The following is a 23,198-nucleotide window of genomic DNA, read 5'->3' on the forward strand; positions in this document are numbered from 1 at the left end:
GCGCCCGGCATACCGGCACCTTGACCTGGGTCACGCCGCTGACAGAGGGACCCACCGCGCGGCAAGTGCCCTCGGGTAGCGGCTACCATCACGGACTGCAGGGCAGTTTTGCCCCCACCCGCCGTTGTCTGATTCCCTGACGCCCACGCCTTACCGCCCACGCCCGCATGCCCGCTTTTTCCTTTGAAGCCCTGGACGCCCAGGGCCAGACCCGCAAGGGCCTCATGGAGGCCGACACCGCCAAGGCCGCGCGCAGCCTGCTGCGGGCCCAGGCGCTGGTGCCGCTGGCCGTGGAGCTGGTGCAGACCGGCCAGTCGCTGGATGGCCGCTCGGCCAGCCTCGGCCAGCGCCTGTTCACCCGGCCCGTGTTCAGCGCCACGGCCCTGTCGATCTGGACGCGGCAGATTGCCGGGCTCGTGTCGTCTGGCCTCCCACTGGAACGCGCCCTCACAGCGCTTTCCGAAGAATCTGACGACGAACGCCAGCGCCATCTGGTCGCCGCGCTGCGTGCCGAGGTCAATGCGGGGGCCACGTTTGCGCGCGCCCTGTCGCAGCACCCGCGCGAGTTTTCCGACATCTACTGCGCCGTGATCGGCGCGGGCGAGCACAGCGGCAATCTGGGCCTGGTGCTGGAGCGTCTGGCCGACGACCTCGAAGAACGCCAGGCGCTCAAGGCCAAGTTGGTGGGCGCTGCGCTTTATCCCGCCATCGTGACCATCGTGGCCATCGTGATCGTGCTGTTCCTTGTGGGCTACGTGGTGCCCCAGGTGGCCAGCGTGTTTGCAGGCACCAAGCGCGCGCTGCCTTTCCTGACGGTAGCCATGCTGGGCATCAGCGCTTTTGTGCGCAGCTATGGTTTGATGATGCTGATTGCTTTTGTTTTGATAGCTTTCGGCACGCGCTGGGCGCTCACCATCGGCCACATTCGCGAAAAATTCGATGCCGCCTGGCTCAACCTGCCGCTGGTGGGCAAGCTGGCGCGCGGCTACAACGCAGCGCGTTTTGCGGGCACCTTGGCCATGCTGGCAGGTGCGGGCGTGCCCATCCTCAAGGCCCTGCAGGCCGCCGCCGAAACACTGAACAACCGCGCACTGCGCGCCGACGCGCTGGAGGCGCTGGTGCTGGTGCGCGAAGGCGCGCCCCTGGCCTCGGCGCTGGCGCAGAAAAAGCGCTTCCCCGGCCTGCTGTCGATGTTTGCGCGCCTGGGCGAGCAAACCGGGCAGTTGCCGGTGATGCTGCAGCGTGCCGCCCGGCAGCTTTCCACCGAGGTGCAGCGCCGCGCCATGGCGCTGGCCACCATCCTGGAGCCTTTGCTCATCGTCGGCATGGGCATGATCGTGATGCTGATCGTGCTGGCCGTGCTGCTGCCCATCATCCAACTCAACCAGTTCGTGAAGTGACTCTATGGCCGTGACCCTGGACGACAAGCTGGTGGTGGCGATCTCTTCGCGGGCGCTGTTCAACTTCGAGGAAGAAAACCGCGTCTTCGAGCACGAGAGCGATGACCGAGCCTATGTGGATCTGCAGCGCCAGCGCCTCGACGTGCCCGCCGCACCTGGCGTGGCGTTCTCGCTGGTGCGCAAGCTGCTCGCCTTCAACACCTCGGAGCACCAGCGGGTGGAGGTGGTGCTGCTCTCGCGCAATGACCCGGTCAGTGGCATGCGCGTGTTCCGCTCCTGCAACGCCCATGGGCTACCGACCATCCAGCGCGGCGTGTTCACCCAGGGGCGCGACCCTTTTCGCTATCTGCGTCCCCTGGGCGCACACCTGTTCCTGTCGGCCAACGAGGCCGATGTGCGCGAGGCACTGCACCTGGGCTACCCCGCCGCGCGGGTGATCACCGAATCGGTGCGGGCCGGCGACGCGAACCCGCAGGAAGTGCGCATTGCCTTTGACGGCGACGCCGTGCTGTTCTCCGACGAGGCCGAGCGGGTGTACCAGGCCGAAGGTCTGGCCGCCTTCCAGCAGCACGAGACCGACAAGGCCGCCCTGCCCCTGCCCGATGGCCCGTTCAAGCCCCTGCTGGCGGCGCTGCACCGGCTGCAATCCGCCGGTGAGGCCGGGGGCACCACCGGCATGCGCATCCGCACGGCCCTGGTCACGGCGCGCAGCGCCCCCGCGCACGAACGCGCGATCCGCACGCTGATGGACTGGAACATCGACGTGGATGAAGCCATGTTCCTGGGCGGCTTGCCCAAGGGCGAATTCCTGCGCGAGTTCGAACCCGACTTTTTCTTCGACGACCAGACGGGCCATGTGACCTCGGCGGCCCGCCATGTCCCTGCTGGGCATGTGAACAGTGGCATCTCCAACCCCCTGCGCCCTGCAGGCGGGTAAACCGGCGCCGAACGCGGGCCTGCGTTTCTGCGAAAAGTTCTGCAAACCCCTGCAACACCGGGTGAAAGGTGCAAAGCTTGGGTTGCATTCCGCCCGCGCACGCTCAACTGTGCCAACATCGTCGCCAGTCCACAAAGGAGCCTGTTTTGCGCATCAGATTTTCCCTGGCGGTGAGCGCCATGGCGGCAGCCTTGGGCAGCGCCGCACTGGCCACACCTCCTGCCGCTGCGCCGGTACCACCTGCCGTCAGCGCCCCGGCAGAGTCACAGGCGGCCCTGAGCAAGGGAGAGATCAAGGCCATGCGCGAATTCAAGATGCTGGACTTCAATGGGGATGGAAAGCTCAGCCGCACCGAGGTCAAGCTCTTTCCCCGTCTGGCCGCCGCGTTCGACGATGCAGACACGGACAAGGATGGCTATGTGTCGTACGAGGAAGTGCGGACCTTTGCCGCCAAGTACCGCGCGGAGCGGGAGCACCAGCGGGCGGCCCAGGCAACGGCTCCCGCCTCATCGCCCCGGCCTTGACGCCGGAAATGCCGCAAAAAATGGATGAAATTTGGCCTCAGCGCTTATCTGAATTGCGCCAATAGCTATTATTTCAGTAGCACGCCCTTCACAAACCGCCTGTGCGCTTGATCTTGGGGTCCGAGTAGGTCAGCGGCTCATTCTTGACCTGCTGGGCCATGCGCTCCTGCAGGGTCATCTTGTTGATGTCTTGCGCCACCTCCACCGCACTGCCGCTGGCCCGCCACATCGACTGGATCAGCTCCAGCAGTTGTTTGTAGATGGGCTCCTTGGGCGGCTCTGGCGGCTCCTCGACGGTGTCCTTTTTCTTGACCTCGGTCCAGTCCCGGTTTGCCACGTCGGGCGCGGAGGGCTTGTCGGGCTCGCGCACGATGGCGCCCTCCCCCAGCCGGTCCATGGATTCGACGGGGTTGGATGCATTGATGGGCCGCACCGGCGGCGCGCCAGAGGCGCCAGTGGAATACAAATCAGCGCCCTGAGGACGCCAACTCGGCGATCGGTCGACAGGTGGCATTTGCATGGCAGTGGCCCCAATGGTTGATAGATGTGCTCGGAGTTCAGAGGCTTTTTCGCCTTCTTCGTAATTCATTACGGCAAAAAGAAGGGGAAATTTAGGTCTTTTTCACCGATTGGCCGAAATTTAGGGTTTTCCCTAGTCTTTGTCACGCCCTGGCGAGCGCCGGCGCAATAGACAGACACCCACCCCGCCCCCTGCCTGTCACTGACACTTGGCTCGAAACAGCTGGACCGCCAGTGAAGCGGGCGCGGCGTGGCCTGGCACCACGGTGGCACCTGTTGATGAAACCTCAGGGGAAGGCCCGCGCCGGGCCAGCGGCTCAGAGGCGGAGAGTTTTTTAGCCGAGCCCGAAAGGCGCGCGAAAACGCCTCGGATCTAGGCGCAAAGCACAGCCATAGCTCGGGCTATGGCGAGCATTTGCAACGACGAGCCGGGGCTTTTTGGCGTGCAAGGCCGGCATGGATACAAGGCTCTCAGCCTCTCAGAGGAAGCGTTCCAGCAGCCGGCGCGAATGCCGGTCCAGGGCCGTGGTGTCCTTGACACGGAACTGCACGCCGTCGCCCCCGGCGATCAGCAGCCGGGTGCGCCCGCCCAGGCGGCGGATGTCCTCTTCGGCCTTGAGGACGAGGCTGGCGGGCCCACGGTCAGTCTCCACCTGCCAAGTGCTGGGGGTCGAGAAACTCGACACTGCAATGATTTTTTCGATAGTGGGCACAAACTCTCGCACTTCCAGCTCTTCCTCGATCAGCTGGCGTGCAGTGGTTTCCAGCTGGTCCAACCGGTCAATCCACAGCAGTTCATGGCCGTCGGAGCCGATCAGCGAGAGCCCATCGGCTGGCGCGGCGATGGGAAAAGCCCGCACGGGCGTGACCCCTTCGTGGGCTGTGCCGTCGAGCGTCAGGACCAGCCGGCCGTGGGGATTGCGCGCCAGCGTGAATGCGGGCAGCGATTGCAAAAGCGAGGAAGTGGAGTTCATGGCAGTTTCCAGCAATGCGGTTGTCACGGATTGCCAGCCGGGTGGGCGGGGTGCAGCAAGCCGCTGTCGATGATGACGCCTGCGGCCTGCGCGTCTTCTTCGGCCCGGCGGGCCTGGGCTTCGTACAGCCGCCAGTAGGCACCCTGCTTTTCCATGAGTTCGTCGTGGGGACCCACTTCCACCACCTCGCCCCGGTCCATCACTACCAACCGGTCGGCCTTGCGCAGGGTGGACAGGCGGTGGGCAATGGCAATGGTGGTGCGACCCTGCACCAGGTTGTCCAGGGCCTTCTGGATTTCCTTTTCTGTTTCGGTATCCACGGCGGAGGTGGCTTCGTCCAGGATCAGGATGCGCGGGTCGATCAGCAGCGCACGGGCGATGCTGATGCGCTGGCGTTCGCCGCCCGACAGCCCCTGGCCACGTTCACCCACCAACGAGTCGTAGCCATGGGGCAGGCGCAGGATGAATTCGTGCGCGTGGGCGGCGCGGGCTGCCGCCACGATCTCTTCGCGCGTGGCTTCGGGCTTGCCGTAGGCGATGTTCTCGGCAATGGTGCCGAAGAACAGGAAGGGCTCCTGCAGCACCAGGCCGATGTGGCGGCGGTAGTCGGCCACCGCAAAGCGGCGGATGTCGATGCCATCCACCTGGATCGAGCCATCACTCACGTCGTAGAAGCGGCTGATCAGGTTGACCAGCGTGCTCTTGCCGGAGCCGCTGTGGCCCACCAGGCCAATCATCTCGCCGGGGCGGATATCCAGGTCCAGCCCCTTGATGACCGCACGGCTGCCATAGCGGAAACCCACGCCCTGCATGGTGATCGCGCCCTGCACCTTGTCCACCTTCACCGGCTGGGCCGGATCCGGCACGTTGCTCACGTGGTCCAGGATGTCGAAGATGCGCTTGGCACCTGCGGCCGCCTTCTGCGTGACCGAGACGATGCGGCTCATGGAGTCAAGCCGGCTGTAGAAACGCCCGATGTAGGCGATGAAGGCGGTGAGCACACCCACCGTGATCTGGTTGCGCGACACCAGCCAGATGCCGAAGCCCCAGACCACGAGCAGGCCGATTTCGGTGAGCAGCGACACCGTGGGGGTGAACAGCGACCAGGTCTTGTTGAGCTTGTCGTTCACTTCCAGGTTGTGCTGGTTGGCATCGCGAAAGCGCTGGGCCTCGCGCTTTTCCTGGGCGAAGGCCTTGACCACGCGGATGCCGGGGATGGTGTCGGCCAGCACGTTGGTCACCTCGGACCAGACGCGGTCGATCTTCTCGAAGCCGGTGCGCAGGCGGTCGCGCACAGTGTGGATCATCCAGGCGATGAAGGGCAGCGGCACCAGGGTCACCAGCGCCAGCCAGGGGTTGATGGAGAACAGGATGGCCGCCGTCATCATGATCATGAGCACGTCGGTCACGAAATCCAGGGCATGCAACGAAAGGAAAACGTTGATGCGGTCCGTCTCCGAGCCGATGCGCGCCATGAGGTCGCCCGTGCGCTTGCCGCCGAAATAGTCGAGCGACAGGCGCAGCAGGTGCTCGTAGGTGGTGGTGCGCAGGTCGGCTCCGATGCGCTCGGACACCAGCGCCAGGATGTAGGTGCGCGCCCAGGAGAGGCCCCAGGCCGCCAGGGCCGACGCCAGCAGGCCACTGAGGTACAGCAGCACCAGGCCAGGCTCGATCTGCTTGCCGTTCTGGAACGGGATCAGGATGTCGTCCATCAGCGGGATGGTGAGGTAGGGTGGCACCAGCGTGGCCGCCGTGGAGGCCAGGGTCAGTGCAAAACCGGCCGCCAATTGCTTGCGGTAGGGCCGGGCAAAGCGCCACAGGCGCAGCAGCACCCAGGTGGAGGTCTGTGGCGGCTGGGCACGGGCACAGGCCGGGCATTCATCGGTATCAGGCGGCAGGGGGGTATGGCAGGTGGGGCAGGCGGGTTCGTCAGCCTCGTCCTCGGCGCCGTTGTCACCCCGGGCGCTTTGCTGCTCGAAGCGCTGCAGCAGGCGCAGTGCCTGGGCATGGTGCGCCAGGGTAAAGCGCCACAGGGCCAACCGGGCCTGCGGGCCGTGCAACTCCAGTGAGCCCACACCGCCATGGTCCTGGAGCTTGAGCGCCAGGCCGTCGCCCAGAGGCCAGCTGTGCCAGACCGTGGTGCCCGGATCGCAGGCCAGCAGGCGCTCAGACGTCACCACCACCCAGCCTGTCGCAAAACGCAGTGCGGTGCTCAGGTCAACCTGAAGCGCTGCCAGTACGTTCTCTTTGGAGGCGAGCATGGCCCGCAAATCGCCCCCCAGAGGGCCAGAAAAGACACCCGAGGCGTCCACAGAATGGTGATGTTGCATTTTTGGTTGGTATTTTCGCCCCCGGCTGCCTGCGGTGACCGATCTCGCGAAAGCGCGAATTCTCCCCGATACTGCATGCCACTGTGCGACGGCATCCTCATTTAACGCCTCTGGCGCTCATTTGGCTGACACTGCGCGCAGCCCCCGGACTGGAGCACAATCCTCGTCCACAAAAGTTTCCTTTCACAGTTTCTTCCTCTCCCGCATAGCCCTTACCCGGCCGGACAACCACACCCGCTGCAATCCATGGCGAAACTCAACGACATCCAACTGCTTCGCATCAACTACCTGCGCGGTCCCAATATCTGGACCTATCGGCCTGTACTGGAAGTCTGGCTGGACCTGGGAGAGCTGGAGGACCACCCCTCCAACACCCTTCCGGGTTTCAACGACCGGCTCACCGCCTGGCTGCCCGCGCTGATCGAACACCACTGCGGCGTGGGCGAGCGCGGCGGTTTCCTGCAGCGGCTGCAGGAAGGCACCTGGTGTGGCCATGTGCTGGAGCACATCGTGATCGAGCTGCTCAACCTGGCGGGCATGCCCACCGGTTTCGGGCAGACGCGCAGCACCAGCCAGCGCGGCGTCTACCGCATGGTGTTCCGTGCCCGCGACGAGAGTGTGGCGCGCGTGGCGCTCGCCCAGGGCCATGCGCTCATCATGGCGGCCATCAACGACGAGCCCTTCGACGTGCAGGCCGCCGTGGCCCGCGTGCGCACCGAAGTGGACGACCAGTACCTCGGCCCCAGCACCGCCTGCATCGTGACAGCCGCCACCGACCGTGGCATCCCCCACATCCGCCTGAATGATGGCAACCTGGTGCAGCTGGGCTACGGCGCCAGCCAGCGCCGCATCTGGACGGCGGAGACCGAATTCACCAGCGCCATCGCCGAAGGCATTGCCAGCGACAAGGACCTGACCAAGGGCCTGCTCAAGTCGTGTGGCGTCCCGATCCCCGAAGGCCAGGTGGTCAACAGCCCTGAGGAAGCCTGGGAGGCCGCACAGGACGTCGGTCTGCCCGTGGTGGTCAAGCCCTCGGACGGCAACCACGGCCGGGGCGTGACCCTGGACCTGCGCAAGAAGGAAGACATCGAAGCCGCCTACCACGTGGCTTACCCCGAGGGCAGCGACGTGATGGTCGAGCGCTTCATCCCCGGCGACGAGCATCGCCTGCTGGTGGTGGGCGGCAAAGTGGTTGCAGCCGCGCGGGGCGAGGTGGTGAGCATCACCGGCAATGGCCGGTCGACCGTCAAGGAACTGATCGACACCCAGCTCAACTCCGACCCGCGCCGCGGCTACGAAGAAGAGTACCCGCTCGAAATCATCGACATCAAGACCAATGTGACCGTGCAGCTGGAACTCAAGCGCCAGGAGCTTGATGCCGATTCCGTGCCAGCAGCGGGCCGGAACATCGTGGTGCAGCGCAACGGGAACGTGGCGGTGGATTGCACGGACGACGTGCACCCCGAGGTCGCCTACATCGCCGCCTTGGCCGCCAAGGTGGTGGGCCTTGATATTGCAGGCATCGACATGGTGGCACTCGATATCTCCAAGCCGCTGCTGGCCCAGGGCGGTGCGATTGTCGAAGTCAATGCAGGCCCAGGCCTACTGATGCACCTCAAGCCCGCCGTGGGCGCGCCGCGCCCGGTGGGTCAGGCCATTGCAGAACACCTGTTCCCATCGGAAGACGACGCAGGCCAGGCAGGCCGCATCCCCCTGGTGGGCGTGGCCGGCACGCGCGGCACCTCCACCATCGCCCGCGTAGTGGCCTGGCTGCTGCACCTGAGTGGACACCACACGGGCCTGGCCTGCCGCGAAGGGCTTTTCCTGGACCGCCGCTGCGTCGAATCGACCGATTGCGCCCACTGGGAAGCCGCACACCGCTTGCTCATGAACAAGATGGTGCAGGCCGCCGTGATCGAAAGCAATGCGCGCACCATCCTGCGCGACGGCCTGGCCTACGACCGCTGCCAGGTGGGTGTGGTCACGGACATGGACGGTGTGGAAACGCTGGCCGAGTTCGATGTGCATGAGCAGGACCAGATGACCAAGGTGATGCGCACCCAGGTGGACGTGGTGCTGGCCGAAGGCGCGGCCGTGCTGAATGCCGCAATCCCGCAGGTGGCCGATCTGGCCCCGCTGTCGGATGGCGCCGTCGTGCTGTATGCCCAGGACGCAACCCAGCCCGTGATCGTGGAACACCGCGCCAAGGACAACGGCCGCGCCGTGGTCGTGAAGAACGGGCGCGTAGTGCTGGCCACCGGCAGTGCCGAACATGTGCTGGGCTCGCTGGCGGACCTGACCTTTGGCCGCAATGCCGTGGCGCCCGACACCGACGCGCTGCTGGCTGCCATCGGCGCCGCCTGGGCATTGGACATTGCCCCCGACCTCATCGGCGCGGGCATCAAGACCTTCGAACCCGACCTGCCCGCCCCGGCCGGATTGCCCTCCTGATCCATCCCGCCAAGCAACGCAAGACTTCGACTGGAACGCGGCCCGCGAGCCCCGATCGATTACTGAAAGAGACCCCCATGGATGTATCCCGCACCCGGGCCCTGCGTGGCCCCAATCTCTGGAGCCGCCACATGGCCATTGAAGCCGTGGTGGCCTGCTCGGAAGCCGAGCGCGCCGTGGGCCAGATGCCCGGATTCGAAACCCGGCTGCGGGCGCTGTTCCCCGCCATCGGTGCCCTGCACCCTGAAAGCGGCGGCGGCGAAATTTCGCTGGCCCATGTGCTCCAGGCTGCTGCGCTGGCTCTGCAGGCGCAGGCCGGCTGCCCGGTGACCTTTGCGCGCACCACCGCCACCACCGACGCAGGCGTGTACCAGGTGGTCGTCGAATACAGCGAGGAAGCCGTGGGCCGCAAGGCCTTTGAATACGCACAGCAGCTCGTCGAAGCTGCACAGGGCACCGGGACTTTTGACGCCGATGCGGTCATTGCAGAGTTGCGCGAACTCGACGAAGACGAGCGCCTGGGCCCGAGCACCGGCTCCATCGTGGACGCGGCGGTGGCACGCGGCATTCCGTACCGCCGCCTCACGCGCGGCAGCCTGGTGCAGTTCGGCTGGGGCTCCAAGCAGCGCCGCATCCAGGCCGCCGAGGTCGACTCGACCAGCGCCGTGGCCGAATCCATCGGCCAGGACAAGGACCTGACCAAACGCCTGCTGCACGCTGCCGGCGTGCCGGTGCCGCTGGGCAAACCCGTCGAGACCGTGGACGAAGCCTGGGAAGTGGCGCTCAAAGTCGGCTTGCCGGTGGTCGTGAAGCCCCAGGACGGCAACCAGGGCAAGGGCGTGACGGTCAACATCACCGACCGCGCACAGCTGGAAGAAGCCTTCCGCACCGCCGCCGAACACGGCACCGTGATGGTCGAGCGCTTTTTGCCCGGCCATGATTTCCGTCTGCTGGTCGTCGGCGACCAGCTCGTGGCCGCCGCACGCCGCGAACCGCCCCAGGTGCTGGGCGACGGCCAACACACGGTGCGCGAACTCGTGGACCAGGTCAATCTGGACCCACGCCGGGGCGAAGGCCACGCTACATCGCTCACCAAGATCCGCCTCGATGACATCGCTGTGGCCCGTCTTGCCATGCAAGATCTGAAACCCGACTCCGTCCCCGCCAAGGGCCAGCGCGTCATCCTGCGCAACAACGCCAACCTCTCCACCGGCGGCACCGCCACCGACGTGACCGACGACGTGCACCCTGAAGTGGCTGCACGCGCCGTGGCCGCCGCCCAGATGGTGGGCCTGCACATCTGCGGCGTGGACATGGTCGCCGAGACCGTGCTGCGCCCGCTGGAAGAGCAAGGCGGCGGCTTTGTCGAAGTGAACGCCGCCCCCGGCTTGCGCATGCACCTGGCGCCCAGCTACGGCAAGCCCCGCAACGTGGGCCAGGCCATGGTCGACAAGCTGTATGCCCATGGCGACGACGGCCGCATCCCCACCGTGGCCGTCACCGGCACCAACGGCAAGACCACCACCGCCCGCCTCATCGCCCATTTGTTCACCGCCCAGGGCCTGCGCGTGGGCATGACCAACACCGACGGCGTGTACGTGAACGGCCGCCAGATCGACAGCGGCGACTGCAGCGGCCCCAAGAGCGCCCGCAACGTGCTGCTGCACCCCGAAGTGGACGCAGCCGTGTTCGAGACCGCCCGCGGCGGCATCCTGCGCGAAGGCCTGGGCTTCGACCGCTGCCAAGTGGCCGTGGTCACCAACATCGGCGCGGGCGACCACCTGGGCCTGAACTACATCACCACGGTGGAAGACCTGGCCGTCCTGAAGCGCGTGATCGTGCAGAACGTGGCCACCACAGGCTACGGCGTGCTCAACGCGGCCGACCCCATCGTCGCCGCGATGGCGCCTGCCTGCCCCGGCAAGATCATCTTCTTTGCCAGCGACCGCCACCACCCCGTGATGGCCACGCACCGCGCACAAGGCCACCGCACCGTGTACGTCGATGGCGACTCCATCGTGGCCTCGGAAGGATCGTGGCGCGAGACCATCCACCTGCGCGACGTGCCCATCACGCGCAACGGCAAGATCGGTTTTCAGGTCGAAAACGTCATGGCCTCCGTCGCCGCCGCCTGGGGCGTGGGCATGCCCTGGCAGACCATCCGCCGCGGCCTGTCGGGCTTTGTGAACGACAGCGACAACGCCCCCGGCCGCTTCAACATCATGGACTACCGCGGCGCCACCGTTATCGCCGACTACGGCCACAACCCCGACGCCATGCGCGCGCTGGTCGGCGCTGTCGAAGCGCTGCCAGCCAACCGCCGCAGCGTGGTGATCAGCGGCGCCGGCGACCGGCGCGACGAGGACATCCGCGACCAGACTGTGATCCTGGGTGCCGCGTTCGACGACGTGATCCTGTACCAGGATGCCGCCCAGCGCGGCCGCGCGGATGGTGAAGTGATGGCCCTGCTGCGCGAGGGCCTGGCGGGCGCATCGCGCACCACGCACGTCGAAGAAATCCGGGGCGAGTTCATTGCCATCGATGCGGCCCTGGCGCGCCTGCAGCCCGGTGACCTGTGCCTGGTGCTGGTGGACCAGGTGGAAGAAGCGCTGGCCCACCTGGCCCAGCGCTGCAGCGAAGCCGGAGCCGCCGCATGACAAAGCCTGCAGTGCCCGGCAAGGGCGCGCGCTTTGCAACGGCCGTGCTGATCGCCATCGCTGGGGTGATGGGCGGTGCCGGACTGGCCCAGGCGGCATCGGGCGAAAAAGTCGGCACGGTGGACACGGCCTTCCAGTGGCTAGGTCGCGACCACGACATCATCGTGGAGGCCTATGACGACCCGGCGGTGCTGGGCGTGACCTGCTACGTCTCCCGCGCACGCACCGGCGGCATCAAAGGCACCTTGGGCCTGGCCGAAGACCGCGCCGAAGCCTCCATCGCCTGCCGTCAAGTGGGGCCGATCAGCTTCCCCGAACCGCTCAAAAAGCAGGAAGAAGTGTTCAGCGAACGCATGTCCATCCTGTTCAAACGCCTGCGCATCGTGCGCATGGTGGACCCGGCCCGCAACACGCTGGTCTACCTCACCTACTCCGAAAAGCTCATCGACGGATCACCCCAGAACAGTGTGACCGCCGTGCCAGTGGACCGGGCCACGGTGATACCGCTGCGCAAGTAACCGCCGGGGCCGAACCGCCCTGGCCTGTGTGCTGGCCGGTTCAGGCCACCTCGAGCAGCGACCTGCGGGCCTGGTTGTATTCCCGCTTCAATTGGTCGACATAGTCACTGGTGGACCGAATGGCGTTGATGGCGCCGATGCCCTGGCCGCAGCCCCAGATGTCCTTCCAGGCCTTGGCGGCGCCCCCGCCAAAGTTCATCTTGCTGGGGTCGCTGGTGGGCAGGTTTTCAGGATCCAGCCCCGCGGCCACGATGGACGGCCGCAGGTAGTTGCCGTGCACCCCGGTGAACAGGTTGCTGTAGACGATATCGTCTGAGCTGGAGTTCACGATGGCCTGCTTGTAGCCCTCCACGGCACGAGCCTCTTCGGTGGCGATGAAAGCCGAGCCGATGTAGGCAAAGTCTGCCCCCATGGACTGGGCAGCCAGGATGCCGCCACCGGTTGCAATCGCACCCGAAAGCGCGAGAGGGCCGTCAAACCACTGGCGGATTTCTTGGATCAGCGCAAACGGGCTCTTGACCCCCGCATGCCCACCTGCGCCAGTCGCCACGGCAATCAGCCCGTCGGCCCCCTTGTCCACCGCCTTGCGCGCAAAACTGTTGTTGATCACGTCGTGCAGCACCACGCCACCATAGCTGTGCGCGGCGGCATTGATGTCTTCGCGGGCCCCGAGCGACGTGATGATGATGGGCACCTTGTACTTCACGCACAGTGCCATATCGTGCTCCAGCCGCTCATTGCTTTTGTGCACGATCTGGTTGATGGCAAAAGGCGCGGCGGGCTTGTCGGGGTGCGTCCGATTGTGGGCCTCCAGCGCTTCGGTGATTTCGGCCAGCCACTCATCGAGCAGCGAGGCAGGCCGGGCATTGAGCCCCGGCATGGAGCCCACCACACCCGCCTTGCACTGGGCGATCACCAGCTGGGGCGTGCTGATGATGAACAGCGGCGAGGCGATCACCGGAAACGGCAGGCGGTTGAGCGGGGCTGGCAGGCGCGAGGCGGGCAATGACATGGTGGCTCCAGTGGGGGGATGGCAGGACAACGGCGACAGATGGCTGCCCAAACAATGCAACCAGTTGCATAAATATATGCCACCCAACCCATCAATGCAACTGGTTGCATTGATTTTTCACAAGCTAGACTGCCGGCCATGTCGATGAGCCACGCCCTGTTGATTTCCTTGCTGGAAAAACCCTCCTCCGGGTTCGAGCTGGCACGGCGCTTTGAGCGCTCCATAGGTTACTTCTGGCACGCCACCCACCAGCAGATCTACCGCGAACTGGGCAGGATGGAAGCCGCAGGCTGGATCGAAGGCCAGGCAGCGGACGACGCGGGCCGCACGCGCAAACGGGTTTACCAGGTCTTGCCCGCGGGTCGGGGCGAACTCGCCCGCTGGACGGCCGAGCCCGCTGAACACCTGTTGCCACGCGATGCCTTCACGCTCAAGGTCCGCGCAGCCGCCGTGATGGAAGAGCTGGACCTGCGGCCCGAGGCCCAGGCCTATATGGCGCTGCACCAGGCCCGCCTGGCCGAATACCAGGCCATTGAGCAGCGTGACTTCCCCGAACTGGAGGGCCTGAGCCGCCGGGACCGCATCCAGCGAGCCATCCTCCAACGCGGCATCCGCTTTGAAGTTTGCGAAATCGAGTGGGCGCAGACGCTGCTGCAGGCGCTGGAATGAGGCCTTCAGCTTCGTGGCCCGCAGAGTCAGCCAGGGCCATTGCACCGCGAAGCTGTGGGAAGCGGCTGGCATTCCGCCACGCAGCACCCGCAAGACCTGTAAAAAACTAGCGCCTCAGCTGCAATTTCCTAGTCAAATCGGCCATTAGCGCTTTTACGTAGAACGTTTACAGCTATCCAATTAATAGCAAACTCCATCCCCAAGACGGGTCAGCCCTGCGCTGCAATCTGCCGCAGGGCCTGCTCGAACACCTCCACCGGCTGGCCGCCCTGGATCAGGTGGCGCTCGTTGATGATGATGGCGGGCACCGAGTGAATGCCGTTTTGCAGATATAGCTGCTCGCGTTCACGTACCTCGTCGGCGTAGCGGTCGGACGCCAGCAGCGCACGCGCCTCACCAGCGTCAAGCCCCACCTCCTCGGCCACACGCACCAGCACCTCGTGGTCGCTGGGGTTCTGGCCGTCGGTGAAATAGGCCTTGAACAGCGCCTTCTTCAGCGCGGGCTGCACGCCCTTTTCTTCAGCCCAGTGCAGCAGCCGGTGCGCATCAAAGGTGTTATAGATGCGGCTGCGCTTGTCCATGCTGAAGGTAAAGCCCAGTTCCGCGCCGCGTGCAGCGATGGCCTCGCGGTTCTTCTGGCTCTGCTCGGGCGTCGCGCCGTATTTTTCATGCAGATGCTCACCAATGTCCTGGCCTTCTGGCGCCATCTGCGGGTTCAGCTCGAAGGGCTGAAAGTGCAGATCCAGTGCAACCTCGCCCTTCAGCCGGTCGGCCGCCTGCTCCAGCGCCTTAAGGCCGATGATGCACCAAGGGCAGGAGACATCGGAGACGAAATCGATCTTGAGGGTCGTGGTCATGCGGGTTCCAGTGAGGAAAGATGCGGCATCGTAGGCGTGGAGCCATACCCGTGCAGTCGCCGGGTTTACTAGGGTGCCACAGAGTGGTTGCCAGCCCGACGCGACGGTCCACCCCATGCCCAAATCGGCGGGCCGTACGTCGATCTTCCTCCCTGTGCTCCGTGTACAGGCGGGGGATATAGTGCATGGCGGTATGCACTGAGCTAGGCCCTTTGATTCACCATCGCCAAAAGGATCGCAATGACCGCATTTGCACTCATCATCAAGCACAAGACGCTGCCTGGAAAACGCGAGGAGGTCCGAAAAATCTGGGAAAAGCACATGGCACCGGCCATTGCGTCCAACCCAGGCCATACGGCCTACTTCTACTGCTTTGACAATGCCGACCCGGATTCCATCTGCGCATTCCAGCAGTATTCAAGCGTTGAAGCCTCCCAGGAATTTCTGAAAACGAGCATCTACGCCGCGTACCTGAAAGACGTTGAGCCTTTGCTGGCCGGTCCTCCTCAGGTCACGGCACTGACGCCCATCTGGTCCAAAGTGGCCTGACAGCTTCCAGCGGGGCGTCCACTCGCCACGCGGGCGGGCACCTGTTGACACGGACGCGCCTTAGCGCAACCACTCCCGCAGCTCTGTCTTCAACACCTTCCCATAACTGTTCTTTGGCAGCGCCTCCACCCAACGGTACACCTTGGGCCGCTTGAAGCGCGCGATGTGCTCCAGGCACAGGGCGTCCAGCACCGTATCCGCGATAGGCGGGCCCCCGCCAGCGACGAGAAAGGCAATCACCACCTCGCCCCATTCCGCATCGCGCAGCCCCACCACGGCGACCTCGTGTACCTGGGGGTGAAGCAGCAGCACCTCTTCGACCTCGCGCGGGTAGATGTTGGAGCCGCCCGAGATGATCACGTCCTTGGAGCGGTCCTTGAGCGTGAGGAAGCCGTCGGTATCCAGGCTGCCCGTGTCACCCGTGTACAGCCAGCCGTTACGCAGCGTCTGCGCCGTGGCGGCGGGGCTGTTCCAGTAGCCGGGCATGACGGTATCGCCGCGCACCACCACCTCGCCGGTCTCGCCGGTGGGTACGCTCTGGCCTTGGGCGTCGACCACGCGCACCTCCACCAGCGACTGCGCCACGCCGACCGAGGCCATGCGGTCGGCCCAGCGGGGATGGGCGGTGTCGGCCAGATGCGCGCGTGACAGCGCCGTGATCGTCATGGGGCTTTCGCCCTGGCCGTAAATCTGCACGAAGCGATCGTTGCCCATCACGGCCATGGCGTTGCGCAGGTCGTCGGCATACATGGGGCCGCCGCCGTAGACGATGGTTTTGAAGCCGGTCACATCTGCGCTGGTGGCCTGCACGTGCTCCACCAGCCGGTGCACCATGGTGGGCGCAGCAAACAGTGTGAGCTGGCCCACCGATGCCGCAAGCTGCACCAGCTCCGCAGGCTCGAAGCCGCCCGACACCGGCACCACGTGCCGCCCGCCGCGCAGCACCTGTGCGTAGTTATAAAGGCCCGCGCCGTGCGACATAGGCGCGGCGTAGACCATGGCGTCGCCGGGCAGCACGTCGTCCACGTCGGTGAAGTAGCAGGCCGTCATGGCCAGCAGGTTGCGGTGGGTCTGCATCACGCCTTTGGGGCGGCCGGTGGTGCCCGATGTGTAGAACAGCGAGGCGACATCCTCGGGTGCGCGGTCACAGACTTCCATGGGTGCGTGTACCACTGCGGCGCGGTATGCGTCGGAGCCGAAGACCAGCAAACCGGCGTCCATCGCCCCCGCCTCCTGCGCGGCAGATGCCAGGGCCTGTGATGCCAACACCACGCGCGCGCCAGAGTCCGCCAGCACGTAGGCCAGCTCCTTGGCATGCAGCTTGTAATTGACGGGCACCGACACCGCCCCGGCCCACACAATGGCGTGCAGGGCTCCCAGATATTCGGGCGCATTGGCGGCATAGATGGCCACGCGGTCGCCGGGGGCCACGCCACATTGCGCGCGCAGATAGCCCGCCAGGGCGGCGGCGCGAGCGCCCAGGTCGCGGTAGGACCACAGCACGTCGCCCCCCTGCAGCACAGCGGGCTGGTGGGCATGCAGCAAAGCGCTGCGGCGCAGCAGGTGGGCGATGTTCATCGAGTGCACTCCACAACAGAAGTTTTCAGGGTCACCAATCTCCACGGCCGGGGAGACATGCTGGCACTGTAGGCACACGGGGCGCTTGCGCACAGTCGCCCAAATACCCAAGGGAAAACCCCGCCCCGGCCAAGAAGCACCTGGTTACCACGCGCGGCCAATTCCCCACAAGCTGTGGCGTTGAAACGCGGTTGCCTAGACTGCATCTGATCCTCATGCGCCGCGACCGGCCCACCCAGGCGAGCGCCCCACCGTTTTCACCCAACGCCTTCGCAGGCAACACCCCATGAACCTGGACCAGCAAAAATCCATCCTCACCATCGCCCTCCTGGCCGCATTTGCAGACGGCAACAAGGACGACGCCGAGCGCGAAGAGATCCGCCGCATTGCCCAGTCGCTCGCGGGCGATGCAGGCATGGCAGACCTCCCGCGCATTTACCAGGACGTGCTGCTCCAGCGCACCAGCGTGCAGGCGGCCGCGCAGGCCTTGAACGAGCCCATGCACCGCCAGCTGGCCTACGAGATGGCCGTGTGCGTGTGTGACGTGGATGGCCGGCAGACGCCTGCAGAGGCGCAGTTCCTGGCCACGCTCAAGACCGCACTGCAGCTGGGTGCACAACAGACCGCAGCCTTTGACCAGGAGGCTGACGCGTTGGTCGACGTGGCCGAGACGGCATCACCCTCTGCCGTGCCTTGGGGCGTGGCAGGCGCGGCCACGAGCGCTGCGGCCTATGCCGCTGCATCGGCGCCGTCGCCCGCATCCGCCCCCGTGCCGGCTGCCGGGCCCGCACCCACCGGCCCCGGCGACGCCGAGCTCGACAAGTCCATCCTGAACTACGCGCTTCTCAACGGTGCACTGGAGCTGCTGCCGCAGTCCTGGGCATCGATGGCCATCATCCCGATGCAGGTGAAGATGGTCTACGGCATCGGCAAGGCGCACGGCGTGGAGCTGGACCAGGGCCACATCAAGGAGTTCATCGCCGCTGCGGGCGTGGGCATGACGTCGCAGTACCTGGAGCAGTTTGGCCGCAAGCTGCTGGGCGGCCTGCTGGGCAAGGTGGCGGGCCGGACCCTCGGTGGACTGGGCGGCGCGGCCACGGGCATGGCGTTTTCGTTTGCCACCACCTATGCGCTGGGCCAGGTGGCCAAGCGCTACTACGCTGGCGGCCGGGTGATGAGCACGGCCATGCTGCGCGATACCTTCCAAAGCCTGCTCGGCCCCGCCAAACAGATGCAGTCGCAGTACCTGCCGCAGATCCAGCAGAAGGCCGCCATGCTGGACGCTGGCAAGATCATGGCCATGGTGCGCGGGGCCTGACGTACCACCGCATCTTCAGTAAACGCTATATTTTTAATAGCATTTAGCGCTTGCCAGATAAGCGCCAAAGGCCATTTTTATCAATATTCGACGGTCTACATCGTGTTGACGGGGTGTGGGCTGGCTCGGGCGGTGCACCCACGGGGTGTGGAGGCGTTGCGCCCGCGCTGTGCCCGTGCGCAAACCAGGTGGCGCAAACATCGGCCCATGACAGAATCGGCCCATGCTCGACCACACGGATCCTGTCGCCTCCATCATCCCGGCCATGTCGCTCGACTCACCGTCTGACAACGCCATGACGGCGCTGTCCCGGCTGGCACTGGGGCCCGTGAACACGGCCTACTACATGGCCGTCTTCGAGCGCTTTGACAACACGGGCCGCACCACCACCACCTGGAACTGGGCAGCCTGCCTGGCCACCCTCAACTGGATGCTGTTCCGGCAGCTGTGGACTCCCGCGCTGGTCTACCTGGCGGCCGCCGAGGGGCTCGCGCTGATCGTGTACGGCATTGGGCGGACGTTCCTGCAATGGCCGCCGGGCGTGGAACTGGGCGTGCTGGGCGCCTTTGCAATGCTGGCCTTTGCGGTGCCGGGCCTGTATGGCAACGCCATCCTGTATGCCGACATCCGCAAGCGTGTGGCCCGCGCGCTGGCCGCCTCCCGCACGTTGCCCGAGGCCTGTGTGCTGCTGGAGAAGCAGGCCAGCTCGCGCAAGCGGTTGCAGGGGCTGGTGCTGGCCAATCTGGTGCTGGTGGCCGCAGCCGCACTGGCGTACCTGGTCTGGGCCCCTTCAGGCACCCAGCCCCTGGCCCTGGAACCCGCCGTGACCGTGGCCCAAGCCACAGCGACGGCCGCATCCCGGCCCAGCCCGGCGGCATCTGCGCCAACGCCAACGCCTGCCACCACGCCTGCACCCGTACCGGTATCTGCGGAAGCGACCCCGACCCCAGCCGCTCCCTCCACCGCGGCCTCGGCCCCTGCCGCCGCTGCCGCAGTGGCGCCGCCCGCCCTGGCCGCGTCTGCACCGGTGACCCCCTCCACCACCCAGCCTGCGGCCCCGGTCACCAAAGCACTAAAAGCCCCCGCGCAAGCCAGCACACAGGCGTTGCCCTCCGAGCCCAACGCTCCCGCACCGCCTGCAGCTTCCGCAGCCCCCACGGTTTCCAAAACACCCACCTCAGCGCCCGCCACAGCGGCACCCAAGCCCGCAGCAAAGGCAACGCCCCCCGCTGAGCCCGCCAGCCGCGCGGCCTCCACACCCAAGGCCAAAACGGCCAAAACCCCCGCATCGGCCGCTGCGCCAGCCGCCTCCGCCGCCCTGCCCACCGTGGGCACGGCAGCGGGCTACTACATCAACGTGGGGCTCTTTGCCGACGAAGCCAACGCCCGCAAGGCCCAGGCACGGCTGCTCAACGAAGGGCTGCCCGCCTTCCGCCAGGAGCTGAACAACACCAAGGGCCGGCGCATCCGCGTGCGCGTGGGGCCTTACGACAGCCGGGCCCAGGCCGATGCAGCGGCCGAGTCGATCCGGGCGATGGCGCTGGAAGCTGTAGTTTTCAAGCAATGAGCTGGGTACCTCCAGCCGTTCTGGCATAGCAGCACCACATCGCACGCTGACCGCGCCGAGTTGGTAAAAATTTCCTATTGCATTTGAGGAGAACCCCATACCATGTGTAAGCAAAAGTTATTTACACAGTCCAAATAAAGGGTCAGGTATGTCTTTCGCGAATTCGCTTTCCAAAGTGTTGGCCGTGGGGGTTTTGGCACCAATCATGGTGGCTAGCGCACAAGTCAACGATGTGGGGGGTATCGCATCCGGTGGAGGCGTGTCCATGCCGAGCCCTATGGTCGCGGCGGCCGTCAGTGCGGGCTCCTTGTCCCTGACAGGCGCTGAATCCACCATGTCGCCCCGTTTTTTCCGCTCGGGTACGCCTGGCGATGCTTGTTCCACGTTCAGTTCGGGTAACTTTCAATACACGACGGTTCCCTTCCAGACCGATGGCAGCGGTTCCTTGCGCGCCATCGTCGATCCCCAAACCTGCGACACAGGCGTGTTTGTAACGTTCCACGTCGGCGCCTTCAACCCATCCAGCATCTGTAGCGGGTATCAGTGGTCCTTCGGCTCTTCGCAGGCCTTTGACCAAACCTTCTCGGTCCCGGCGAGCACCGCCATGACCATGGTTCTTTCTGGCGTGGCCAATGCACCCGGGGTGAACTGCGGCCCGGTAGCGTATTCGCTGGATGGAACGGTCAACGCCGCAGCGTCTGCAATTCCCGTGAACAACCCTTGGGCGCTGGTTGTTCTGGCGGCCTTGGTAGGCATTGCTGGTTGGAGGCTGCGCAGCTTTCGCCAGGCTTGATGGATTGATTGCGCGGCCTTCTTGGCGATGAGGGGGCGCGCAAATTTGTCTTCATAAACTCCTGGGATCTGCAGCCGTCCAGTCCCGCACCTTTTCAATCACCCAGCGGGGATCGTCCAGCGGCAGGTCGTGCCCGGCCCAAGGATGGAACTCCACGGGCACCTGCCAGGCGTTTGCAATGGCCTGCGAGCACTGGCCATGCACCAGCCCATCCTCGCGACTTGCCAGCAGCAGCATGTTTGCCAAGGGGGCCTTCTCTGGAGCGCGGTAGCAGGCCGCTGCGCCCAGCTGGCGCAATGTGTTGGCAGCCGACACCGGGCGCTGCCTACGTATCTCTGCCCAGTCCGGCACCACTTGTTGTCGACGCAACACACAGTTGCTGGTCAGGCGTAAGACCTCTTGCTCCGCCTGTTCTTCACGCTTGATTCCGAATGCAAGACGCAGCAAAGCGGTGTAGTTGCGCGGCCGCAGACGGTGGTAAAAGGGGCTGAACGGGCGCAAGCTGGTGTTGATCAACACACACCCCGCCAGTTCTTCAGGCGCCACCCGTGCCCACTCGGTCGCCACCATGGCACCCAGCGACATGGCCAGCACACTAAACGGTGGCCGCAAGCCCCGCTCAGCCAGCTCGGCGCGGCAGCGCTCCACCATGCCCCGCACCGTAACGGGCGAAACCGCCCGGTGCAGCAGGCCATTGCCTGGCAGGTCCTGCGCCACGACGCGGGCACCCGGCAGAGCGCGCTCGAACGCTTCGGCAAACGCCCCCCAGTGCGCTGCCTCGCGCGTGAGGCCCCTGAGCAGAATCCATGGGTGCATGGTGCTCGGCCTCCATCAGTACCAGGCGGCCAACGCCTGCGCCCGGTGGTAGGCGCGCGTTTCCGGAAGCGGCACCCAGCGCTCGTGGCTGCAGGCCGCGCGGGCCAGAAAATCGAGCAGCGACAGATGGCGCCGCAGCACCCGCTGCTGCCGGTGGTTGATGAGCGGGTTGAAGATGCCGTTGCGCGAAAACAGCTGGCGCGGGTTTTTCTTGATCCACAGCCAGGACCCCATCTCCAGCGTGAGCGGCAGGAAAGTGTGCGCGGGCGCCTCGCGGCAGGCCTGCAGGTACAGGTAGTCCCACAGGTCGCCGTGCGCCAGGTACTGGGCGCTTTGCGGCTCGATGATGTACTGGTGGTGGCTGTGGGCCTGCAGAAAGATCTCCTGCAGTGCATGCAGTTCGGCCAGGTGCGCGATGGGCTTGCGCGTGTGGGCAAACGGAAACCACAGGCGGTCCCGGGCGCCAAACCCTGAATGGCAGTCGATGGCGATGCTGAACGGCCGCGCCAGCAGCTCCTGCGCCACCACCTCGCACAGCGCCTGGCTTTCCGCCTCCATGGCATCGCCAGCGCGCCCCCGGTACCAAGGCAGCCCGGCGCTCACCCGCTGCCCACCGATCCAAGGCGGTACCCGGTCGGTGGCATCGACCGGCGCATTGCGCATGAGGTCCACCCCACGCGGATTGGCACGTGTGGCGGCCCACATGCCACCCGGATTGACCACCGGCATGAAGACCAGGCGCATCTGCTCCAGCTGGCGGTGCAGCGTGGTATCCCACTGCAGGCGCATGACCACGTTCTGCAAGTAAGCGATGACCACCTCGGCGCCGATGCGCTCCAGCCCGTGCACGCCCCCGAAGAAACCGATTGCGGGCACGTCCAGCGACGGGTTGCCCAGGCCAATGGCATGGATCGGAAAGCAGTGGCCTGACGCCAGCGGCACCTGCCGAACCACTTGCACCTGCAGATGGGGCGCCCCCAGCTCGATGATTTTTTCGAGCGCCAGCAGCTCGGGCAGGTTGTTCATGGTGATGGCGATGGCGGCACGGGGCCGCGCAGCAAGGCGATGGACAACGAGCATATCCCCGGCACGCACGCACCAACAGCGCCGTCACGCCTCTGTGTGAATTCGGCGAAACGACTCGAAACTGTCACATGACCACGTTACCTTGGCCGCAGACACAACCCTTCGAAGAGGCACACGATCATGCTCTGGAGATTGCTCGGACTGCAGCGGCTGCTGGATGAACTCTTCGATGCTCCGGGCTGGCCCAGCTTCGATTTACCCAGCACCGACGGATGGGCCCAGTATGAAGACGCAACAGCTGCAGCGCAGGACTGAGGTGCACCGTATCGCCCTGCTGTGCGGCACCCTGGGCTGTGCACTGGCCTGGGGTCTGGTGGAGTTGCTGGCGTTGCAGCGGCAGCGCTACCACCAGTGGCGCCAACGCCACCAGACCCCTGCACACCGCTGATGCAGCAGCAACACGGACGCATGCGTGCATGCGCGCATGCGAGCGCGTGATCGCACGCAGCACACACGGCCTTCAGCAGACACCGGCTGCGCGCGGCCCCTCATTGGCGGCGTCTTTCTACAGCCCCATCAGAAGCCTCTGACGCTGGCGGGTCTTCGTTTTTGCACGGTATGCCGCAGACGCACCTAAAATTGCGCACCTTCCCTTCATTGGGGGGAGGCATATTGCAACTCTGAATAAAGAAGAACCACCATC

General features: G+C 65.5%; 20 protein-coding genes. 12 read left to right on the forward strand and 8 right to left on the reverse strand.

The window, feature by feature from the left end; translation table 11 throughout:
• Window positions 1-167: 167 nt before the first annotated feature.
• From gspF to ARADN35_RS0123410, 3 genes are all read left to right on the forward strand, one after another.
• A complete protein-coding gene (gspF, locus tag ARADN35_RS0123400) occupies window positions 168-1,400 on the forward strand; it encodes a type II secretion system inner membrane protein GspF (RefSeq protein ID WP_010466493.1) in 1,233 nt (410 codons plus the stop codon).
• 4 nt (window positions 1,401-1,404) lie between these two features.
• The gene (locus ARADN35_RS0123405; RefSeq protein ID WP_010466494.1) at window positions 1,405-2,337 is read left to right on the forward strand and encodes a 5'-nucleotidase; all 933 of its coding nucleotides are present in this window, start codon (window positions 1,405-1,407) and stop codon (window positions 2,335-2,337) included.
• Between the two features lie 146 nt (window positions 2,338-2,483).
• Window positions 2,484-2,861 (forward strand): EF-hand domain-containing protein, encoded by a 378-nt coding sequence (locus ARADN35_RS0123410; RefSeq protein WP_010466496.1) that lies wholly within the window; start codon window positions 2,484-2,486, stop codon window positions 2,859-2,861.
• An 88-nt stretch (window positions 2,862-2,949) separates the two neighbouring features.
• On the opposite strand, the gene ARADN35_RS0123415 is transcribed toward ARADN35_RS0123410, so the two are convergent.
• The 3 genes from ARADN35_RS0123415 to ARADN35_RS0123425 all read right to left on the reverse strand — a co-directional run bounded on the left by ARADN35_RS0123415 (window position 2,950) and on the right by ARADN35_RS0123425 (window position 6,684).
• Window positions 2,950-3,381 carry a hypothetical protein gene (locus ARADN35_RS0123415; RefSeq protein ID WP_029414343.1) on the reverse strand — a complete coding sequence of 144 codons (432 nt, stop codon included), beginning with the start codon at window positions 3,379-3,381 and terminating at the stop codon, window positions 2,950-2,952.
• Window positions 3,382-3,859: 478 nt separating this feature from the next.
• Window positions 3,860-4,354 carry a cyanophycin metabolism-associated DUF1854 family protein gene (locus ARADN35_RS0123420; RefSeq protein ID WP_010466501.1) on the reverse strand — a complete coding sequence of 165 codons (495 nt, stop codon included), beginning with the start codon at window positions 4,352-4,354 and terminating at the stop codon, window positions 3,860-3,862.
• 23 nt (window positions 4,355-4,377) lie between these two features.
• Window positions 4,378-6,684 carry a cyanophycin metabolism-associated ABC transporter gene (locus ARADN35_RS0123425; RefSeq protein WP_029414344.1) on the reverse strand — a complete coding sequence of 769 codons (2,307 nt, stop codon included), beginning with the start codon at window positions 6,682-6,684 and terminating at the stop codon, window positions 4,378-4,380.
• A 246-nt stretch (window positions 6,685-6,930) separates the two neighbouring features.
• Between ARADN35_RS0123425 and ARADN35_RS0123430 the strand changes: the two genes are divergently transcribed.
• From ARADN35_RS0123430 to ARADN35_RS0123440, 3 genes are all read left to right on the forward strand, one after another.
• Complete coding sequence (locus tag ARADN35_RS0123430) at window positions 6,931-9,135, forward strand: cyanophycin synthetase (RefSeq protein ID WP_010466505.1); 2,205 nt, start codon at window positions 6,931-6,933, stop codon at window positions 9,133-9,135.
• A 77-nt stretch (window positions 9,136-9,212) separates the two neighbouring features.
• Window positions 9,213-11,792: a cyanophycin synthetase gene (cphA, locus tag ARADN35_RS0123435; RefSeq protein ID WP_010466507.1), complete on the forward strand. Its 2,580-nt coding sequence runs from the start codon at window positions 9,213-9,215 to the stop codon at window positions 11,790-11,792.
• 68 nt (window positions 11,793-11,860) lie between these two features.
• The gene (locus ARADN35_RS0123440; protein ID WP_085940322.1) at window positions 11,861-12,310 is read left to right on the forward strand and encodes a CreA family protein; all 450 of its coding nucleotides are present in this window, start codon (window positions 11,861-11,863) and stop codon (window positions 12,308-12,310) included.
• 40 nt (window positions 12,311-12,350) lie between these two features.
• Here the strand turns inward: ARADN35_RS0123440 and ARADN35_RS0123445 are convergent, their stop codons facing one another.
• Window positions 12,351-13,322 (reverse strand): NAD(P)H-dependent flavin oxidoreductase, encoded by a 972-nt coding sequence (locus ARADN35_RS0123445; RefSeq protein ID WP_010466511.1) that lies wholly within the window; start codon window positions 13,320-13,322, stop codon window positions 12,351-12,353.
• Window positions 13,323-13,460: 138 nt separating this feature from the next.
• Here ARADN35_RS0123445 and ARADN35_RS0123450 point away from each other — a divergent pair, with 138 nt between their 5' ends.
• The gene (locus ARADN35_RS0123450) at window positions 13,461-13,991 is read left to right on the forward strand and encodes a PadR family transcriptional regulator (protein WP_010466513.1); all 531 of its coding nucleotides are present in this window, start codon (window positions 13,461-13,463) and stop codon (window positions 13,989-13,991) included.
• A 209-nt stretch (window positions 13,992-14,200) separates the two neighbouring features.
• On the opposite strand, the gene ARADN35_RS0123455 is transcribed toward ARADN35_RS0123450, so the two are convergent.
• Entirely contained in the window at window positions 14,201-14,848 is a 648-nt protein-coding gene (locus ARADN35_RS0123455; RefSeq protein WP_010466514.1) for a DsbA family oxidoreductase, read from the reverse strand.
• A 240-nt stretch (window positions 14,849-15,088) separates the two neighbouring features.
• Between ARADN35_RS0123455 and ARADN35_RS0123460 the strand changes: the two genes are divergently transcribed.
• On the forward strand, window positions 15,089-15,397 hold the full coding sequence (locus ARADN35_RS0123460) for a putative quinol monooxygenase (protein ID WP_010466516.1): 309 nt from the start codon (window positions 15,089-15,091) through the stop codon (window positions 15,395-15,397).
• A gap of 60 nt (window positions 15,398-15,457) precedes the next feature.
• On the opposite strand, the gene ARADN35_RS0123465 is transcribed toward ARADN35_RS0123460, so the two are convergent.
• Complete coding sequence (locus ARADN35_RS0123465; RefSeq protein ID WP_010466518.1) at window positions 15,458-16,975, reverse strand: AMP-binding protein; 1,518 nt, start codon at window positions 16,973-16,975, stop codon at window positions 15,458-15,460.
• A gap of 286 nt (window positions 16,976-17,261) precedes the next feature.
• On the opposite strand from ARADN35_RS0123465, the gene ARADN35_RS0123470 reads away from it, so the two are divergent.
• The 3 genes from ARADN35_RS0123470 to ARADN35_RS0123480 all read left to right on the forward strand — a co-directional run bounded on the left by ARADN35_RS0123470 (window position 17,262) and on the right by ARADN35_RS0123480 (window position 20,653).
• Window positions 17,262-18,293 (forward strand): YcjF family protein, encoded by a 1,032-nt coding sequence (locus ARADN35_RS0123470; protein ID WP_010466521.1) that lies wholly within the window; start codon window positions 17,262-17,264, stop codon window positions 18,291-18,293.
• A gap of 223 nt (window positions 18,294-18,516) precedes the next feature.
• Entirely contained in the window at window positions 18,517-19,860 is a 1,344-nt protein-coding gene (locus tag ARADN35_RS0123475; protein ID WP_010466523.1) for an SPOR domain-containing protein, read from the forward strand.
• 148 nt (window positions 19,861-20,008) lie between these two features.
• On the forward strand, window positions 20,009-20,653 hold the full coding sequence (locus ARADN35_RS0123480) for an IPTL-CTERM sorting domain-containing protein (protein WP_010466525.1): 645 nt from the start codon (window positions 20,009-20,011) through the stop codon (window positions 20,651-20,653).
• Between the two features lie 51 nt (window positions 20,654-20,704).
• Here the strand turns inward: ARADN35_RS0123480 and ARADN35_RS0123485 are convergent, their stop codons facing one another.
• Both ARADN35_RS0123485 and ARADN35_RS0123490 read right to left on the reverse strand, forming a co-directional pair.
• Window positions 20,705-21,469 (reverse strand): alpha/beta fold hydrolase, encoded by a 765-nt coding sequence (locus tag ARADN35_RS0123485; protein WP_010466527.1) that lies wholly within the window; start codon window positions 21,467-21,469, stop codon window positions 20,705-20,707.
• Window positions 21,470-21,484: 15 nt separating this feature from the next.
• Entirely contained in the window at window positions 21,485-22,549 is a 1,065-nt protein-coding gene (locus ARADN35_RS0123490) for a M14 family zinc carboxypeptidase (protein ID WP_010466528.1), read from the reverse strand.
• A 229-nt stretch (window positions 22,550-22,778) separates the two neighbouring features.
• On the opposite strand from ARADN35_RS0123490, the gene ARADN35_RS28330 reads away from it, so the two are divergent.
• Window positions 22,779-22,943 (forward strand): hypothetical protein, encoded by a 165-nt coding sequence (locus tag ARADN35_RS28330; RefSeq protein ID WP_010466530.1) that lies wholly within the window; start codon window positions 22,779-22,781, stop codon window positions 22,941-22,943.
• Window positions 22,944-23,198: the final 255 nt, after the last annotated feature.

It is taken from the genome of Acidovorax radicis N35 (assembly GCF_000204195.1).
Lineage (GTDB): Bacteria > Pseudomonadota > Gammaproteobacteria > Burkholderiales > Burkholderiaceae_C > Acidovorax > Acidovorax radicis.